This is a genomic window from Paenibacillus motobuensis (genome assembly GCF_039521865.1).
GTDB classification, from domain to species: Bacteria; Bacillota; Bacilli; order Paenibacillales; family Paenibacillaceae; genus Fontibacillus; species Fontibacillus motobuensis.
On sequence record NZ_BAAACX010000008.1, the window covers coordinates 200,086 to 217,359 of the forward strand.

At 36.6% G+C, this 17,274-nt stretch carries 20 protein-coding genes; 11 read left to right on the forward strand and 9 right to left on the reverse strand.

Annotated features, from left to right (window positions below; genetic code table 11):
• Nucleotides 1-326 precede the first annotated feature (326 nt).
• The 4 genes from ABD014_RS09090 (at nucleotide 327) to ABD014_RS09105 (ending at nucleotide 4,956) form a co-directional block, all read left to right on the forward strand.
• Nucleotides 327-632: a YjcQ family protein gene (locus tag ABD014_RS09090; protein WP_343860128.1), complete on the forward strand. Its 306-nt coding sequence runs from the start codon at nucleotides 327-329 to the stop codon at nucleotides 630-632.
• A gap of 1,143 nt (nucleotides 633-1,775) precedes the next feature.
• On the forward strand, nucleotides 1,776-2,405 hold the full coding sequence (locus tag ABD014_RS09095) for a hypothetical protein (RefSeq protein WP_343860130.1): 630 nt from the start codon (nucleotides 1,776-1,778) through the stop codon (nucleotides 2,403-2,405).
• Between the two features lie 41 nt (nucleotides 2,406-2,446).
• Complete coding sequence (locus tag ABD014_RS09100; protein ID WP_343860132.1) at nucleotides 2,447-3,466, forward strand: SIR2 family protein; 1,020 nt, start codon at nucleotides 2,447-2,449, stop codon at nucleotides 3,464-3,466.
• Nucleotides 3,467-3,813: 347 nt separating this feature from the next.
• Nucleotides 3,814-4,956 carry a DUF6602 domain-containing protein gene (locus ABD014_RS09105; RefSeq protein WP_343860134.1) on the forward strand — a complete coding sequence of 381 codons (1,143 nt, stop codon included), beginning with the start codon at nucleotides 3,814-3,816 and terminating at the stop codon, nucleotides 4,954-4,956.
• A gap of 605 nt (nucleotides 4,957-5,561) precedes the next feature.
• On the opposite strand, the gene ABD014_RS09110 is transcribed toward ABD014_RS09105, so the two are convergent.
• The 5 genes from ABD014_RS09110 to ABD014_RS09130 form a co-directional block, all read right to left on the reverse strand.
• A complete protein-coding gene (locus tag ABD014_RS09110) occupies nucleotides 5,562-6,500 on the reverse strand; it encodes a hypothetical protein (protein ID WP_343860136.1) in 939 nt (312 codons plus the stop codon).
• Between the two features lie 275 nt (nucleotides 6,501-6,775).
• A complete protein-coding gene (locus ABD014_RS09115; RefSeq protein WP_343860138.1) occupies nucleotides 6,776-8,575 on the reverse strand; it encodes a hypothetical protein in 1,800 nt (599 codons plus the stop codon).
• A 71-nt stretch (nucleotides 8,576-8,646) separates the two neighbouring features.
• Nucleotides 8,647-8,973 (reverse strand): hypothetical protein, encoded by a 327-nt coding sequence (locus ABD014_RS09120; protein ID WP_343860140.1) that lies wholly within the window; start codon nucleotides 8,971-8,973, stop codon nucleotides 8,647-8,649.
• A gap of 741 nt (nucleotides 8,974-9,714) precedes the next feature.
• Nucleotides 9,715-10,104 carry a retropepsin-like aspartic protease gene (locus ABD014_RS09125; RefSeq protein ID WP_343860142.1) on the reverse strand — a complete coding sequence of 130 codons (390 nt, stop codon included), beginning with the start codon at nucleotides 10,102-10,104 and terminating at the stop codon, nucleotides 9,715-9,717.
• A gap of 1 nt (nucleotide 10,105) precedes the next feature.
• Complete coding sequence (locus ABD014_RS09130) at nucleotides 10,106-10,348, reverse strand: hypothetical protein (protein ID WP_343860144.1); 243 nt, start codon at nucleotides 10,346-10,348, stop codon at nucleotides 10,106-10,108.
• A gap of 258 nt (nucleotides 10,349-10,606) precedes the next feature.
• Between ABD014_RS09130 and ABD014_RS09135 the strand changes: the two genes are divergently transcribed.
• From ABD014_RS09135 to ABD014_RS09155, 6 genes are all read left to right on the forward strand, one after another.
• Entirely contained in the window at nucleotides 10,607-10,864 is a 258-nt protein-coding gene (locus ABD014_RS09135; protein WP_343860146.1) for a hypothetical protein, read from the forward strand.
• Nucleotides 10,854-11,117, forward strand: coding sequence for a hypothetical protein (locus tag ABD014_RS09140; RefSeq protein ID WP_343860148.1), 264 nt, complete (start codon nucleotides 10,854-10,856; stop codon nucleotides 11,115-11,117). The genes ABD014_RS09135 and ABD014_RS09140 overlap by 11 nt, the downstream gene beginning before the upstream one ends.
• Before the next feature lie 222 nt (nucleotides 11,118-11,339).
• On the forward strand, nucleotides 11,340-11,435 hold the full coding sequence (gene comI / locus ABD014_RS09145) for a competence inhibitor ComI (protein WP_343860150.1): 96 nt from the start codon (nucleotides 11,340-11,342) through the stop codon (nucleotides 11,433-11,435).
• A gap of 442 nt (nucleotides 11,436-11,877) precedes the next feature.
• Nucleotides 11,878-12,282, forward strand: a complete 405-nt coding sequence (locus ABD014_RS09150) for a hypothetical protein (protein WP_343860152.1) — start codon at nucleotides 11,878-11,880, stop codon at nucleotides 12,280-12,282.
• A gap of 254 nt (nucleotides 12,283-12,536) precedes the next feature.
• Nucleotides 12,537-12,698: a phosphotransferase gene (locus ABD014_RS24840; protein WP_449290192.1), complete on the forward strand. Its 162-nt coding sequence runs from the start codon at nucleotides 12,537-12,539 to the stop codon at nucleotides 12,696-12,698.
• Nucleotides 12,699-13,094: 396 nt separating this feature from the next.
• Complete coding sequence (locus ABD014_RS09155) at nucleotides 13,095-13,778, forward strand: MOSC domain-containing protein (RefSeq protein WP_343860154.1); 684 nt, start codon at nucleotides 13,095-13,097, stop codon at nucleotides 13,776-13,778.
• Nucleotides 13,779-13,964: 186 nt separating this feature from the next.
• Here the strand turns inward: ABD014_RS09155 and ABD014_RS09160 are convergent, their stop codons facing one another.
• The 4 genes from ABD014_RS09160 to ABD014_RS09175 all read right to left on the reverse strand — a co-directional run bounded on the left by ABD014_RS09160 (nucleotide 13,965) and on the right by ABD014_RS09175 (nucleotide 16,775).
• The gene (locus ABD014_RS09160; RefSeq protein ID WP_220687457.1) at nucleotides 13,965-14,048 is read right to left on the reverse strand and encodes a putative holin-like toxin; all 84 of its coding nucleotides are present in this window, start codon (nucleotides 14,046-14,048) and stop codon (nucleotides 13,965-13,967) included.
• 268 nt (nucleotides 14,049-14,316) lie between these two features.
• Nucleotides 14,317-14,928, reverse strand: coding sequence for a stalk domain-containing protein (locus ABD014_RS09165; RefSeq protein WP_343860156.1), 612 nt, complete (start codon nucleotides 14,926-14,928; stop codon nucleotides 14,317-14,319).
• Between the two features lie 21 nt (nucleotides 14,929-14,949).
• Nucleotides 14,950-16,398: a M56 family metallopeptidase gene (locus tag ABD014_RS09170; protein WP_343860158.1), complete on the reverse strand. Its 1,449-nt coding sequence runs from the start codon at nucleotides 16,396-16,398 to the stop codon at nucleotides 14,950-14,952.
• Nucleotides 16,395-16,775, reverse strand: a complete 381-nt coding sequence (locus tag ABD014_RS09175; RefSeq protein ID WP_343860160.1) for a BlaI/MecI/CopY family transcriptional regulator — start codon at nucleotides 16,773-16,775, stop codon at nucleotides 16,395-16,397. The genes ABD014_RS09170 and ABD014_RS09175 overlap by 4 nt, the downstream gene beginning before the upstream one ends.
• 214 nt (nucleotides 16,776-16,989) lie before the next feature.
• Between ABD014_RS09175 and ABD014_RS09180 the strand changes: the two genes are divergently transcribed.
• Nucleotides 16,990-17,163, forward strand: coding sequence for a tryptophan RNA-binding attenuation protein (locus tag ABD014_RS09180; protein ID WP_343860162.1), 174 nt, complete (start codon nucleotides 16,990-16,992; stop codon nucleotides 17,161-17,163).
• Nucleotides 17,164-17,274 lie beyond the last annotated feature (111 nt).

Consider the following 17,274-nt stretch of genomic DNA (forward strand, 5'->3'; position numbering starts at 1 on the left):
AACATTTGGAACAAACTGAACCCTGAAGGAAAGGAGAGATAGAATACGTTTTTTCTAGCACAGAAAACCTTGCTAACTCTTTAAGTGATCCGTCTAAAACTTTCAGTGTAACTCGTGAAGATCGACTTGAACTAAATGTTATGCAAAAATGGAAATGTCAATACTTTAGATGGAAGACAATATTCGTTATTCTAAAGAAGCGAGAGATCAATACTTAGAGCGATATAATAAATGTATAGCTCTCTCAGGCCACACTACCCAGAGGTCCATTGCTGATTAATATACAAAATAAATTAAATGGTTATTCCATTTAGGAGGTAATAATTATGAATAAAGAAAAGATTAGATTTGTCATCCTAAAGGAAACGGAAAGTGGAGAGTTATTTAATAATATTGACGAAGAAAAACTTATGCAATTGGATCTAGGGTTCAACTGGAAAGAGTTTGAAGATCAAGTTGGTTATTTGGTACAGGCAGGCTATTTAACTAAGCCTTTTTATGCTGACGACACAATCTACTATTTTAATTCGGTATTGACTGAAAAAGGTGAGAAATATTTGAAAGATAATAAACTAAATAAAAAGGCATATAGAGTGGCGAAAGAAATAAAGGAATGGTTAAGTTTGCTATAGGAAATGATAAGATGGTTCTTTGAGAAAGAAATGAGGCGATACTAGTGATAGAATTGAGTTTTAATCAGATTTTTGAAGAGCTTAGTGGAAAGGGAATTTCTGTATATAGTGCATCTCTTAATGGTGAAAGTCCTGGTTAGTTCTGAAAATTATCATCAGTTTGTTCAATTAATCGATGAGCTTAAAGTATCAATAGTATTTATGGAAGTGTTCAAATTGGAGAAATATGATATTGAAGATTCAATTATTGAAAATTCCGATATACTTCGAAGTTATATTCTTAAAGTAATTCAAATCGAAATTACAGTTTTAAACGAAAAAATCAATGACTTAGCAAAATAAATTGGTAAAGTGCAATCAATTCAGCTTTTCTTTTTTTACCAAGGGAGTAAGTAATTCGTATCGTTGGTATAACTCATATTTAATCACTTGATGATAAACTAGATTTTCTTGAAAGAAATGATGGAAAAATATGAAGAAGAAATTGAAGAGTCGAAAACGAGAGCCTATGATAACGACACAATTTGGTAGAGCAGCAATTAGCAAAAATTAAAAAAGTTCTTATGAGTAGGGAAGACTTTAATAAATGTAAGAATAAAGATCTACGAACCGCATTCATATATAAGTCGTTAAGGGAACATGAAGATCTAAAAGAAATTTCAGGTTTACCAGCAACATTATAAAGAGCGTCACTGAAGATGCTGGAGAGGAGAGAGTTAAAGCTCCAGATAATTAATAAATGAAATAATTTTGTTAACGCAAAAGACAATAGAAAATCGTCTTGAACGAAAAGATCAATTTTTACTGAATTAGTACATAACTTTACTAAGATAAAACAAGAAGTAATAAAACATACAAATTAAATTATTCGGTTAATAATTTAGAAGATATTTTACTTAACAGTTGATGAGGTGATTAATAAATGAAAAGAACAGATAAGACTGTAATTATCATTAAAGAGTCTGAGTATACTGACTTGCCTTTAGGCCATCATTCCGCGATTTACATAATGGAAAACAATAAAGTAAAAATCAAGGTATTTTAAAGATGCAGGAGGTACACTTCGTAAAATTGATCATTATTTAGATAGTGGAATCATTGAGATAAGATAAAGAATATTTTATTAAGAATGGAGTTGATATTTTGATTAAGATTGATCTTTTAACAAATGGAATTGATTCTTTAAAATCGGCATATATGACAATGAATAAAATTCCTGAGTTAGAACAAGGTCTTGAACATAATCTAAAAGATGCAGTTCTTTCATTTAGTCATGGTATCGAAATTCTCTTTAAACATATTCTTAAGAAAAAAGAAGAGTATTTAATTTTCTCTGATATAGATAAATTCATTTCTGCAAAGAAAAAAGTTTTAAAAGAAAATAAAGATAATGTCTTCGAAGTCAATCCCAATTTGAAAACAGTTACTCTTATGGAGAGCATTGATAGGCTAAAATACCTTTGTAAATATATAATTTCTGAGGATCTTGAATTAATACTTTATTATCTAAATGGAATTAGGAATCAATTAATGCACTATGAAGTTAATTTTTCAGAAGAAGAGAGCCGTGAACTTCTCAAGAAATTACAATTAGGATATGAGTTAAGTGTTGAGTTTTTGATAAAGTCCATAGAGAATTTTTCTGATTATTTTGATAGTGCAAGATATGAGATAACTGTTGATGAATACCAGGATATGATGGCTGAAATCTATGCTGAAATGAGGTATGAAGAAGAAAGGGAACTGAGAGGATATTATGAGGGTTCTTTATAAAATGCTTCATTTGGCGGTTTAATTCATTGGGAGGTACTGTTATGGAAAAAGTCGTGTACATATTAGGTGCTGGATTTTCAGCCCCTCTAGGAATACCCGTAATGTCTAATTTCATAATGAAGGCGAAGGACATTTATTTTAAAAATCCAAGCAAATACTCTCATTTTCAAGAAATTTTTGATTTACTAAATAAGATGTCGATTTTAAAAAATTATTTTAAGACCGATCTTTACAACATTGAGGAGATTCTTTCAGTTTTAGAAATGAACGACTATTTGATCGGTGAAAATAATTCCGGAAAATTTGTAGCTTTTTTAAAAGATGTTATCGAGGAATATACCCCTATACCTACAGAGGAAAATAATTTGCCTGGAAATTGGATTGATTTTATTTTTGGAAGAGGTTCAACATATTGCTATGGTAATTTTGTGGCAGAGCTATTCAATTTGAGTATTCAAAGAAACACTAATGACAACAGTTTTTCTTTTAAGCCAATTGAAAAACCTGCTACTCAATATTCAGTCGTGTCTCTAAATTATGATTTGGTATTGGAAAATGCTTTGAATCATCTGAATGAGAACTACGATAATCTCAATGATATTAGGTTCAATAAAAATCTCAAGGATATTCCGAACTCAATCCGTTTATCAAAATTACATGGCTGTATTGAATTAGGGAACATTGTTCCTCCGACCTGGAATAAAAATGCTAGTAATCAGTTAATAACTACGTGGCAAGCGGCTCAAACACAATTAAAAGAAGCAAATCATATTAGAATTCTAGGCTATTCTTTACCATTGTCCGACTCATACATGAAATACATGTTTAAATCATCTCTATTAGAATCTCCACATCTTAAATCCATCGATGTAATAACTTTAGATCCAACCGGAGAAGTTAAGAAAAGGTATGATGATTTCATAGATTTCAACTATTATAATTTCAAAGATGGAGATATTAGACAATATCTTGATAATTTAAAACTAGATAGAAACACCATGAATGATTTTTATAAAATTGATAGATTGGAGCAAGTTCATTTCAATTTTATGAAATATTGATTTATAGTTGAAATGTAAATTAGTAAGAACTTCAACGTATCATACGAGGTTATGAATATGATGTTTTAGAAAGCATATTTCTTTTGGTTTCTTTCATATTATTGATAGACTGCTTCTCCTTAGAAAAGGATTAGCACTTGTTTTAGTGTGATTGGAATGTTTGAAGAAGATTCGGCAGAATTTGTAAATAGCTTTCCTCAAAGAGTTGAATTATAAAAATGCATTTTAAGTCGATTTATATACGAATTGAATGAACTATATAAAGCTTTATTTTTAATATTATAGTCTATAAGAATTAAAAGAACAGTTCTTATAAAATGATTTTATTCATGAAAGAGTGGGATTACATGATCACACGAGCAATACAAACTGCTGCCAAAAAAATGATGATCGATTTCGAAGAGCTTACTTCACAAATTAAGCATAAAGGTGAGCGAGGAACAAGCCGAGAAGAATTATTAATAAGATATTTAAAAGGTTATTTTCCTTTAAAGTTTTCTTTAGGAAGAGGAACAATTATTGATAGTAGAGGAACTCAAAGTAAACAACAAGATTGTATTATTTATGATTCATTTAATAGTCCTATATTGTTAGATATGGAAACTACCCAAATGATTCCTATTGAAAGTGTGTATGCTACAATAGAAGTCAAATCTTCATTAAACAAAACTGAATTGATAAAGTGCGTTAATAATATTAAAAGTGTGCGTGAACTTCCCAAGCATCCTATTTATCCCGTTAATTCTAATACAGCTGGATTTGTATTCGCTTTTACTTCTGATACAAGTATCGAAACTATACTAGGAAATCTAATTGATTGCAATAAGGAAATTGAACTAGAGAATCAAATAAGTATAATTTGTATCTTAGATAAAGGTTTGATTATTCATGTAAACAAAGCTGGTCTTAAAGATTTCGTTCTATTGCCTAGTCAAGATTCTACTCCTGTAATTATCGAAAACTCTGTTGAGATGAACTTAATGTTATTCTATTTGTTTCTTATGCAGTATTTAAATTCAGAACAGGTTTCTTCTCCCAATCTGTTTAAATATGCTGATCATGATGATGTTTTAAAAATTAACTGGAGTTTACCTGCAAAATTCGTACCTTCAGGCAGTAGCGTTAATATAGATGGAAGACTAGTTGATGCTAATAAGGCAATAGATCTTAGTAAAAGGTTAAAGGTAATGGAGAGCATTCAAGCTGGTATTGCAACAAAAGAGCAGCTTATGGATTTTTTTGCAAATGAGTTTATAGAAGCTTTAGATATTACTACAGACAATAAAAACTTAGATGATAATTTTATATTCTTTGATAAAAAATTCAGTTTGGCAAGTATATTGGCAGCTGGAGAAATTCATAAGAAAATTGTAAGTGGGATGAAGTTAGATGAAGAGGAGCTCAGCTCTTATAGATTACTTTTTGATAACTTATATATGCACTACAAGGATTGTTTTGAAACATACAATAAAAAGGGAACGAATAGTTAAGAAATTAAGGTGAAATGCTAATCATAAAATAGCTCAGAATGAAACTATGTAAATGCTGATAAAGATAAAAAATTTGAGTCTATCAGAAATTAAGGAATACAATGGAGAAATTTTTTTGGTAATGGGCCAATTGTTTTCAGTATGTACCTGCTCATGAAATTAGAAAAGTGTATATTATGAAGGGGGGTTCAGGACTTTAATACAACCATTCCCCCAAATATTACTTTCTTAATTATGGTATTAAGTAATATCTTAATATTCTGCTTTATGAGCAAAAAAAGACAGTCGGAAGAAAGGATTTGATTATACCAAAGCCCTTGTCGAGGTATGTGAACGATTATAGTTTCAATTTTCTGTTGAGATTTGTTTAGCCTGAGAGGCTCTTGCCATTGAAGTTATAAACCAGGGAATTTTAGAGTTACGAACATCCAAAGATTCTGACCATTAAGCAAGTGATTGCGGATGGATCAGTCGAAAAGGGAATTCATTCAAAATAACGTGAATAGAACAAGCCGGAGCGTGAAAGGGGGAACTAAGGTTCTTTCTTTAAAAAGAAAAATTACCTAAAACCAAAGAATATTAGAACGCTAAATGTAATTTGACTATCAATTATAAGTGTCTCTCATTATCTTCAATATATTAGCATGAGTCTTCCTCACACCAGACAGATTCCTAAGTTTTAATACTATATCGCTTTCATTATGTGCAGGACGAAGTAAATTAGTTCTTCGGGCAACATAACCATTGCTTATATAATAATTAATAGTGACCACAGGGGCATTAGATGACAAGACAAGATTAAGAATTTTAAATAGTTTATCGGGGTTTCTACTAATCATTTTGAAGCAATCACAAAAGAAAAATGGTTGCTTTCCTTCAATCACAAGATTTAGGATTTGTTGGAGTAGTGAGTCGATTGTAGGATCTATTCCACTTTGTACCTCTGTCTTAGTTCCAGAGATATTAGCAGGGTTTATTAATATTGATGGTTTTTGACTGGGGATTTCAAGAGAAGGAAACTGAATATAATTTATGCATTGACTGAGTTGTTTCATTGCTTCCCAAGCAACGGGATATTTATCTTTCAAATTAACATAGGGGTTGGAATCCTCATTGTTATTTGGGCGCTGAAATGAAAGACATTTGAAGTCGTGTTTATTAAAGTATTGGATGGCCTCATGAGTAATTATTTTTATTGTATTGTCATCAATAATTGGTTTAGATAACCCAAGTTTTTTTGCAGCTCGTATTGTGCTTTTCATATCTTCCAGTAAACTATTCCGTATTGCAACGACAACTAAGCATTTAATATCTAAAGACGCTTCAGAATCATAAAAGCATGCTTCCTCTAAACCAGTAAATAATATAGTATTCCGAAACTCTTCATCGTTCCATTGACTAATAATGGATAGTAATCTTGTATGTATATCATTCTTTACAATACTGGCAGATTCAGTTGTTGCCCCGAAACTAATGATCCTAGGTAACAATATATTCTCAAGATATTCTTCCACAATAGTAACTATTTTAATCATTCCTTTCATTTCTATTTTTATTGCTTTGATAGAATTTGTAGAAGTTGATCATTAGAGATTTCATTTTGAATAACCGCACCTCAAATTAGTAATACCTGTCCTAAATGGGTAACTGCCTTCTCAAATTATTTGATTCTCGAGAGAATAGATGCAACATACACTGATCTTAATTTTAAATTATTGTTTCATTTTATAAATGACATTTACACAAAGCGATCTCGATAAAAACAAGGCAAGCGAACCGAGAAAAGGGTATAGTCCGCTTGCTTTGCTCCGTCTGCCCTTCACCACCACTTATAGCCGCTACGCTCCAGCTTCTTCTGTTCCGCGTTCTTTTCATGATCGCGTTTTCCGAAAAATTCGTCTTCTCTCGCGATTGTTGGGTCATACCAGTCGGCCTTGGCTTTTGCCCATTCCACCCAGTTCATCGATTTAGGATCGAGGTTTCCGGATGCTTCTACTGCGGCAATATATCGCCTTATTTTGCAGGCGGTATCGTAGTCCTCCGAAAGATTTTCCAACGTGAGCGTCTGGTCCACTTCGGCATTAAAGCGATGTCTTCGCTCCTCTTTTCGCCGCTCTTCTTCCTGGCGTTTACGTTCAGCTTCCTCGCGTGCCTCGCGCTCTTGCCGGAGAATATCGGAAGCTTCGTAAAGCGCGATCATGATATCACCAAGGCGGTCTTCGATGACATATGATTTGCAATCGCGAAAGTTTTTCGCGGCATACACCGAAAAGCTGATTCGACCATTGTAAACATGGTCATACTTTCTGATTTTTGGCTTTGATGCCCATGAACTGCGTCGTTTGTCTTCCTCATATTTCAGAAGCTGTATATTTTCTTCTTTTGTGGGAATATGCTTGATCTCGTCTTGCGCTTCTGAAACCGAAATAGAGACAGTTTCCCCGTTGACTATAAATTTAAGATCACTGGTAAGTGAACATTCTAACGGCTCCATAGCTTTGATTAGCGCATCAATTATATGTAACACCCGAGGTAATGCTTCTTCAGACACCCTGTCGGCAAGAAAGAAAGGAGTATCCATGGCACGCCGATTGAAGCCCCTTGCTTCTTGTTCTTTACGTTTTTTCTTCCATTCCATGACTGCTTTGCGATGAGCAACGATTGTCGGGTGCATCTTCGCATTCTCGTTAGGTATCCTGATTTGTGCTGCAATGGAAAGCACGACTGTTCTCTCTTCCTCATTTAGAAATGCGAGCGTTTCTTTTTCAATCTGAGGTGTATACTCTGTTCCGGTTCTTAAGCCTGATTTCTTAGCGGGCTTGCTGCTCATCGGGAGTGGTATTGGGGTAACCGTTTTACCCGCACGAAGCTTGGCCCAGTATCCAACCGGAGGCGTCGGAATATCAAGGGACTGACAGACCTTACGGATCGTAACATCTGAGACACCATATCTTTTCGCTACTTCGGTTACTGGCACCATCCATACTTCTTTATACAAGGTTTCTCTATCATAAATATTGTAGGTTTGTCCATATTGCTCGTACGTTTCAGGTTGTCCGACCGTTTGAGTAGCTTCGCTGGCATCTTCTTTCTTTGGTACTAAAACGGACGGCGTTTGTTCCTTAGGTGGTAACACAGAAGATTCAAGCGTGGGTGAAGATTCGTCAACGACTGTTTTCCTATCAGTTCTACCGGAATCCTTTTCAGAAATCGCTTGATGTTTCTTTTTACGAGCGACCGGTACGGTTCTATAAATGAAAATCCTCTCATCCGCCGGTTCTGGCAGTTCAAGTTTGGTTACAGGCTTATTGAAATTGAGCTTGGTCCAGTATCCAGACGGAGGAATCGGAATGCCTGCTTCCTTAATCTGTTTCATTAGATGAGTATAAGGAAGATTATATTTTTTGGATACTCCAGCGACAGATATTTCCCAGATTTCATCGTATAATTGCTTGCGTGTCATTGTGATCTCTGAAGGCTCTTCCACAGCGTTCACCTCCTTCCCTTCGTCGGATAAGCTCTCTGCAACAGTTGAAATACGAGCCTTTGGCTCAGACACGATATCCTGTTCTATTTGCATGGCTTTTTGATTTTCCTCTTCCGTATCAGCAGTATCCACCGCAGTGCTTTCTTCCAGCGGATCATTCACTGTCTGTGGTGCGATAATAGCGTAAAATTGTTTGATTCCTCCTATCCCTCGTTTTCGCTTAATAGAAAAACCAGGTCCCGTTTCATTTCTTCGAATTGATTAATAATCGTATTCAAATTTTTCTCGATATTCTCGACCTGAACAGCGTTGATTTTTCCGTGTTTATAAGCAATGAGACGTTCCGGTACAATAGTATAGGACCAACTTTCTCTGTAACGGTCTTCGTTACGAACCGCAAAACCAATGGGCAACAAGTCGTTGCGCATACCGAGTGTCAGCATGTTAGGAGATATACCCAGATAATCCGCAGCTATTTTAATTGTGATTTTAGGCATATCTCTGATCTCTTCATCCGAATACTTCGTCATACGTTTCACCTCCTTGATCTGGTTCCATCGTCACAATCACTTTTGAAGCAGGTTTTGTATACTCTAAGAGCATAGAAGTTATCCCTGTAGGAATTGGAATTGTCATAACTTTATTAAAAGCGCTTTGAGTTTACTTCAAGGATTTCAAATTACTTTTGGTTTAAATAAATCTATTTCTGTGATAATTAGAGCTCGACTGATGTTAGATCACCGAATAAAAATAACATAATAGATTTGGGACCTATTAGATTTAGTGGTGAATCAACATTAACAGCGAATATTAATGTAATAGAGGTAATTTTCCGAAAGTTCCTACAGATTTTTTGGGAAAAACAAATGTCGAGATATTATCGGCAAGATACAAAATGTATCTTGATGGAAAAGATCAATTGCTTAGTATGGCTTAGTTTTGTCTGAGCTATATTGAAGGGCTTGCAGGTACAAAAGGGAAGGCCTCAAGTAAATATAAGATTGATTTGGATGTATTTAACAGACTAGGAAGCCTTTCTTCTGAAAAAGGAGATGTGTTATCTGCAAGAAAAGGAAAAACGAATTCATTTTACCAATAACAGATGATGAGAAACATTGGATTGAAAATGCTGTAAAAGGGATCATTCGCGCATAGGAAAATATGAGGTGGAGCCAGAGAATTTATTTGAGATCAAACTTCAAGAAATTGTAAGGTAAGAAAGATCCTAAGCAAATTAAAATGGGGACGTGGGCTGAATCCTCATTTTAATTTTAACTATTTGCCGGATACATTTCCATCTGATGCAGATCAATAATCATCTTGCCGCTTTTCAGGATATCCAGCCCAATTAAACCGTTGATTTGATCGATATCCTCGTGAAAAACACCAAAATCAATATAAACATCGTCCATAATGAAGTCACCAAGTTGAACTTGATCGACCAGCTTGCGGAAAGAGTATTCGTCTCCTCCGATTCCAAAGCTGCGTATAAGTTTGTCACCATTTTCAAAGTGAATTCCAATTTGCGCAGCGATATCTGAAGAAATTAAGGAATGGGCAGCTCCAGTGTCGATAACTAAATGATCAATGGTCAGAGATTCTCCTTTATAACGAATCATAATAGATGTTTGTAGAAGATCATCGATATATTCAATATGCATGTTATCGGCTCCTGTAGAATGGAGGCTTTCTAAGCTCGATGGTGATTTGTTCTTGACCTGTGTGGTAAACAACGCTGTTGTCCTTGCATTTTAGCAATTCTTTTGTTGCTTCAGTTGGGTTTTGAATGGCTTTAACAATAGCAACCTCGTCAACGTATTGTATGTTTTCCTCAGTATGAGAATCGAGAATTTCTAGCAGAACATATTGATCAGGAAAGATCGTACGTACTTCTTGCCACTGCATAAAATTCACCCCGTTCTTAATATTCATCTAAAGGAATTATATCATGTTTTGAGAAATAAGAGAGTTAGAGCAACTTTCAATTAATAAGGTCCGTAGATTCAATCGTATTTTGTGAATTTACGAAGTTCGTGAATGTTATGTTATATGAAATCGGCGGAAATAAGGTGAAGTAGTAAAAGTATTTTGAGAACGCTCGACTATAAGTAATAAAATTAAGATTGAAAGAAGAATTAGGGCGAATTTGTAGGAGGTAGAACGATGAAATGGCAAGAAGTGAGAGAACTGTTCCCTGACCAATTTGTTCTGGTTTCCATACTTAATTATCATGAAGAAGGCAATAAAAAAATAGTAGATGAAGTTGCTCCGATTCGCTCAATACCCGAAGGAAATGCTACTAAAGAGTTTTTCCAAGCAAAGCCAGGGAATTTAGTATACCATACTTCAAATCAAGACTTCGTGATTCATCTTCGCCGGGATCCATTAATGAGAGTGAGACGTAATAGTAATGAAAATTAACTATGACGGACGGTTAATTACGACATCACTTACCGTGACATTCAGAGGACGAGTGAAGCATAACCGAATTGACGGAAGCATTCCTTTCTATACCAAAATTATGGACAGGATTGAAATAGGTGCAAGAAGCATTGAAAATATAGAAATAGATGTAGGCATACTGCCTAAGGATCATAGAGGGCCACTTAGATTAGATATTCTGAAACAACAAAATTTTATTATTGACTTGAAAACATTAAAATTACGAAATTGAAGAGTATTCAGACAACACACGACCCGACCTTAAGATAAGAGCTATCCAAGGTCGGGTCGCGTCTAGATACAGGGACGTTATATGACAGGGATGCAGGATAAAGACTGTAAAACAAATAAAAAGAAATGTGAGAACGCTTGTACGCATATATGAATAAAGGTAAAATATAACTACAATTGAATCTTGGGTGGGCATGGTTTCCCTTCGAAAGGAGGTGAAGCCATGGAAGTTAAGGATGCAATAACGATTATGTTCCTATTTGGATCATTCATTCTTGCTCTTTTAACTTACATTAATAATAGCAACAAGAGAAAGTAAAAACCCACCCCAAGGTTACGAGCCGAAGGTGGGTTTTCGTTCTTAACTGACTAAGAAGGGAATACCTATCCAAGCCAATTGTACTGGCCAAGTGTTCGCCGCACTTGGTCTTTATTAACTATATAATAACACATGTAAAAACATGTATCAAAACAATATTGAAAAACGATAATAAATGACTTATTTAAGTAAATCAACGAAGGCATCCCCATCATATAACACAGTATCTACGCCGTCTCGCTTTCACTCCTTGATCTGCTGAGAATTCGGGAAGCGGACTCAGCAGACAACCCTGCAAGACTAAGTGGCGAAGCCACCCAGTCGCATACACTCCTTTAAGCATAATTTAACGATGATTTCAAAAGCAATTACGCATTTTTCTTTTAGAAATGACGATCAGAATATTGTCTGAAGAATTATAGTGGGAGGGGTGATTCTCAAAATGATAATAAACAATAACACAAGTTTACCTATAGAGAAAAAAGTAGACCAACTCTATGCTTGTATTCATAAGATGATCGGTGAGAATGGATTTGAGATAGATGCCTTCACGTGTGATGCTTTAGAAAGTGAAACTCTAAATTCTACTACAAAAGGTATTTATCATTTATACGGTTTCCTTGAAACTAATAATGAACAACTACCATGGTCTATTATTCTAAAAGTAATCAAGCCAGATAGTGAAGAAAAGGATGATATCAAACATCACAATTACTGGCGCCGGGAAGCGCTTTTGTTTGAATCCAACCTCCTTGATCATCTTTCTGAATATATCAAAGCTCCGAATACTTATCTTGTTGAAGAACAGAATGATGGAACTATCTGGTTAAATGGATGGAGCGGGTAAATGGACATTTTGCTCATTCTAAGGAGCAATTCAATTTTATTGCTCATCGACTTGGCATGTTTAACGCAGAGTATCTTACTGCAAAAGCATTACCAGAAGAAATATGGGTCTGTAAAAATTGGCTTAAATCGTGGACAACCTCAAGTCGAATGTATGCGCCTAACCCAGAGTCATACATATTCAAGTTATAAGATGAAGAGATAAAGTATATTTGGGTATGGTTCAAGAATCTGAGTGAAAAAATAAATGAAAAGTTGGATTCTCTTAGCCAATTGCCACGTGTGTTAGCACATCAAGACTTAGGACAAAAAAATATGATTTTAACTTCAAACTTTCAACTGGTGCTCATTGATTGGCAGTTTTTGAGTATCTCAGGTATTGGAGAAGATCTCGGTAAATGTTTGGCGCAAATATGAGCCTTGGGATCATTCCTACAGATCAATATGAAACTTATCGAGATTCTTTGTTCTACTCCTATATTAAAGGAATGAGGGAATTGGGGTAGGAAGGGGATGAGAGGTTAGCTAGATACGGTTATTGTATAAGTACCGCTTTACGAAGCGTCTGGGAAGTACCTCAGCTCTGCTCTTTAGTTGCCCAGCTTGAAAGTGACCCAACTAATCCTAAACTCCAAGAGAGGGTATATCAGCTAAAACAAATAATCAATATTCATAAAGTAATGGACCATGAAGTGGAATCATTAAGAGGACTTAACTTCTTTTAGCTTCGGCAAGCGACCGTACTCAGTAACCTGGTATATAATAGAGACAATTGCTATATCATTCCAAAGCTAGAAACCGAGGTGATCACTAATGGAAAATGGCAAGATCATATCCATCAATATAGGTAAACCCATACGGGTGCAGTATAACAACAGAGAAGTCTCTACAGGCATATTCAAAACCCCCAGCGATGAACCACTGTTCTTGACCTCAGTGAACTTCGAGGGAGATGGTCAGGCAGATCTTGTTCACCACGGGGGCAGGGAAAAGGCCGTCTGCGTGTATCCCTATGAGCATTATCCATATTGGGAGAAGGCATTGGATCGGGAGCTGGAATATAGCGCCTTCGGAGAGAATTTAACGACGCAAGGGTTGTTGGAGACGGAGGTTTGTATCGGCGATATTTTTCAGCTTGGGGAAGCGGTTGTGCAGGTGAGTCAGCCCAGGCAGCCATGCTTTAAATTGTCTGTAAGATATGGGGCGCCCGACATGCCGCTGAAGGTGCAGGAAACCGGATATACTGGCTTTTATTTTCGCGTGCTTCAGGAAGGGCTTGTATCGAAGTCGGATAGTCTAATTAGAACGAGCTGCCATCCGAAAGGAATTACTGTTTCCTATGCTAACCACATCATGCACAGGGACAAGAATGATACTGAAGGGATTAAGAAGATCCTTGAAGTGGAGGAGCTCTCGGAAAACTGGATAAAAACTTTTGTGAAGCGCCTGGAAGGAACTGCAACGGATACTAAGGAAAGACTGACAGGTGACAGGTGATAAGGGGAGAAAGCATAGATCCACTCAAAAAATCCCCCTGTAAAAGCGTTATAAAATGAGCTATAATAAGGTAAGAATAAGTAAGGAGCCGTGCTGGAACACGACTCCGGTGTACAATAACTGCATAAAGAGCAGTCGGCCACATAAGATGGGTCGGAAATAGACCGTTATCCTAGGTAGGGCGGTCTATTTCTTTTTCATGTAGGTGAGCAATGCCAGAATGAACATGCCGAACATGAACATTAAGGAAAGCGCATCTTTAACCTCCATGGGCATCACCTCCCTTCTGGGAGATTAGCCGACCACCCTTACAGCCGTATATTGTACTCTCAAATTATACCATAATGAATGGAATAAAACCGATATAAGAACTGTAAGTCATAATAGATGTTTGTATAAGATCATCGATATATTCAATATGTATGTTTGAAAAGAGTAAGAACCCACCCTGCAGGTGGGTTCTCAGGCTGTCGAGACTTTCTCGACAATCTGAAGCCCTTTTTGGGGCTTTTTGCTTTTTTAAAATACTAATTTCAAACTATTCTTTGTCTGAAAAAGTTGCTGTTCTTGTTGCTGAATCCCATTCGACTTTTGCGCCGAGTATTTCGGCAAGTTGGCTAACGGGTAAGAATGTCACACTGTTCTTAATCATGGGTACTGCCTTTTCAAAATTTACCGTTTTGCCGTCAACCGACATCTCCGATTTTCCGATATACATAATGATGTTCATGTTTTCTTTTGTTAACGTAATTTTTTCTTCATTTTGATCCCATTTGACTTCAAACCCGAAGGCATCTGCAAGTGCCCTTAAAGGAATCATAGTTCGGCCATTCTCGATAAACGGATCCGCTCCGCTTCCGAATATAGTATTCAGATATTGCCCATTTACCAGAACTAAAACACGGTCTTTCTTTGCTTTTTCACAAGTGGGAAGTTCTACTTTTACTTTCTTTCCATCGATGACCACTCCCCCTTCATTAATCCCGCCGTCTCGGCAGGAAAGCGTAGGTGCAGTATCCGACCAAAAGAAATTGTCAGCTGAATTATTTGCATACACCATATTTCCGATCAATAAGACAACAAGTAAGCAGAACATCGTCGAAAGTTTCAATTTCGAAAGTTTCAATTTTGTTTGTAAGATCATCATCATCTCCTAGATACCCCTAATTCTTTATTCTGACTTTTCCAGTTCCCAGCCATAAGTCTTGTTGATCGCATCCAATTCTTTTTGCGGGAGTGCATCGACATAGACTTGCGGTACGCCTGTGCCTTCCTCAATTCCTTTTTTCGTCAGCGCTACAAGCTCCTCTGTGGTATAATTTTTTGTCTTTTTAAGTTCCAAGCTGTAAGTCTCATTGATCTCATCCAAATATTGTTGCTGGAGCTGATCGATATATACTTGAGATACAGGAGAATTATATTTGATCGCTTGTTTTATATACTCGATAAGCTCCTCTGTTGTATATTCCCGGGGCGATAAACTTTTTCTCATTTCAGGCACCTCTGTTACATTCCCATCCTTACCGTAGAATAAGACCGTTCCGTCCTCATATTGAACATAAACACCGCGGCCTTGAGGTTCTTTACCGGTTGGAATATCGGGTGATACTGCCCTTGGCGGCACAACCGATCCGGCAGCATATGCGGTAGCCCCGCCACCACCAACCAAAACAATAGCAGCAACAAGGGACAGCGCGGCAATCGGCTTTCTCATTTTCTTTCCATTCATGAGATGGATGAGTCTCCTTTTCATATATTTTTTTGAACTGCAAAGACTGCTGGTGAAGACCACATTTCTCTGCGCAACACCGTATTCTAGCATGGATAACAACGTTTCACCGTAACTCTTCCGGCTTTCCATATCCATGTTCTGAACGACCTTTTCATCGCAGGATAGCTCACAATACATAGAAATCTGCTTGTTGAACGTATAGATTGCCGGATTAAACCAGTGAATCGCATTTGCCGCAAACACCAGCAGCTTCACAAACAGATCTTGGCGCTTAACATGAATAAGTTCGTGGGATAATATCATGGCAAGCTGTTTTTCCTCAAATTGAGTTTCGGGCAGTACGATAAATGGCTTCCATAAACCTATAACCATTGGCGTTGTTGCATTAACGCTTGTTATTATCTTTACAGGGCATTGTACCGTGTCAATTACCCTGCTTTCTTGTAAGATCAACCGTTTAAACGCAAGATAACTTCTCATGCTGGCAGCAATGAATATAGCGGCTCCAACGGACCAAATTATAGTTGCTAATAGAACAAATTCCTTTGTGTTAACAAACTGGAGCAGATCATCGTACAGCTGATTTAGATGTAATAATGAGCCGCTTGCTACCGTTTGCTCTATTTGAGCAATCTGTACAACATGTTCTGCCATCGGTGTTGACTCCGGAAATTCCCTTGATTCTGGCAAGACTGAACGGGTTAAGAGGATCAGTCTGTTGATGATCTCTGACCCGCCAAGCAGAAAGAATACAGGGATTAAGCCGGTATAGTAATGCCATGTCTGAGAAAATACTTTTTGTGTAACAGGCTTTATCGTGTTTTGTACAATCCATACGATTGTTCCAACGAATGAGGCAACCAGAAGGGATAGGAAAAAACTGATCATTCTTTACCATCCTTGTGGGCGAACCACTCTTTTAACTCCGCTATGTCGTCAGAACTGAGCTCATCATCATCAACCAGAGCGGCTATAAAATTTTTAACTTTCCCATTGTATAAGCGGCTAAGAAAAGATTGAGTTTCGTACTTCTTATACTCGCTCAACGTTAAAGTGGGGTCGTAATAGTTCACCTTGCCTCTCATGGTTTTCTTCAAGTACCCTTTTTCAATCAACCGTTTCAGGATAGTCGATAGCGTTGAGGTCTTCCAATCCTTGCTTTTGAAAATATCTAAAAGCTGGTTGACTGTTGCAGATGTTGATAACCCCCATATCACCTCCATGACCTCCATTTCTGTTTCAGACAATCTTCCCAGGTTTTTCATCAGGCGCGCACCTCTGACCATTATTGCGACAACTTGTCGTAGACAGAATATACGACAAGTTGTCGTAGTTGTCAATACGTTATAAGTAAGAGGGAATTCATTAAAAGCAATATTCCTGTTAGTTGATGAAGTTATATACTTTTGGTAACGTCTAAATAAAGATGAATGTTGAAACCGCTCATCCTGCTAGATTCTAAGTGAAAAGGTGGATATTATGTCAAATGTTATTTCTACAGATGATTTGGAACTTTCTTGCCCAAACTGCGACGGTAAGAAAATTATTATTGTAAATGGTTCAGAGGAAAAATGCCAAAAATGTGAGGGGAAGGGTGTTATTTTAACTGCATTAGGACAGACATTGCTTCACTTTATAAAAAAGCATATGTAAATCTCTGTTCGCTATAAAAAGGGAGCAGCCTTTCTGTAGTCATAATTACCGTCTAAAACGGTGGTTATGAAGTGAATGCAACCCTATTAAACAGCACGTACAGTTCAGGAA